Source organism: Brachyspira catarrhinii (assembly GCF_005518285.1).
GTDB classification, from domain to species: Bacteria; Spirochaetota; Brachyspiria; order Brachyspirales; family Brachyspiraceae; genus Brachyspira; species Brachyspira catarrhinii.
Window position 1 is genome coordinate 1 of the sequence record NZ_SJDU01000615.1, and the last position, 934, is coordinate 934.

Annotated in this window: 1 protein-coding gene; it reads right to left on the reverse strand. The window is 34.6% G+C overall.

Annotated elements, in window-relative coordinates:
• Nucleotides 1-89: 89 nt before the first annotated feature.
• The coding region (locus EZH24_RS12635; RefSeq protein ID WP_137999397.1) for a PhoH family protein at nucleotides 90-934 on the reverse strand (845 nt) is incomplete at its 5' end.

A 934-nucleotide genomic window follows, 5' to 3' on the forward strand; every position in this document is an offset into this window, starting at 1 on the left:
ACAGCCAAAGTTTTTTTATTTAAATCTTTTACATTTTCGACTAAAAATTTTTTAATCTCGTTTAACATATTTTTAATTTAAAATATATTTTATAAAACATTAGCCGCAAGTTCGGCAAGTTTGGACCTTTCGCCTTTTTCCAAAGTCACAGTTCCGCTTAAAACTTCCGCTTTCATTCTGTCTATCAAATAAGTCAGCCCGTTATTTCTTTCGTCCAAATAAGGAGTGTCGATTTGATGAATATCGCCCGTAAATACGATTTTAGTTCCTTCTCCCGCTCTCGTTATAATAGTTTTTATTTCATGCGGAGTGAGATTTTGAGCCTCGTCAACTATGAAATATATTTTATTCAAACTTCTTCCTCTTATATAAGCCAAAGGAGATATTACAATTTTTTCGTTTTCAAGCATTTTTCTTATATTTTTACTTTCATCGCTATCATCGGAATGCAAATGCTGTATAACGGATAAATTATCGAATAGGGGCTGCATATAAGGTTCTAATTTGCTATTAACATCGCCGGGCAAAAATCCCAAATCTTTATTCGACAAAGCGACAATTGGACGAGCGAGCAATATTTGTCTGTATTCTCTTCTCTTTTCGAGCGCCGCCGCCAAAGCCAAAAGAGTTTTTCCCGTTCCCGCTTTTCCCATAACGGTAACCAAAGGAACGCTATTGTCAAGCAAAATATCCAAAGCCATAGCCTGCTCTTCGTTTCGAGGTTTTACTCCGTAAGCGCTAATATCGGTATTTACATGAATAATGCTGTTTGTGTCTTCTTTATATTTTCCAATTACCGCTTCGTCTTCTTCGTTTATTCTGTAGCATAAATAAGTGTTTGGATAAATAGAATGTTCGCTTTTAATTCCAATTTCGTTATTATTTTTAAGTTCGTCAATATATACTTTAGCGTTATCGCCCGATATATTTTCAA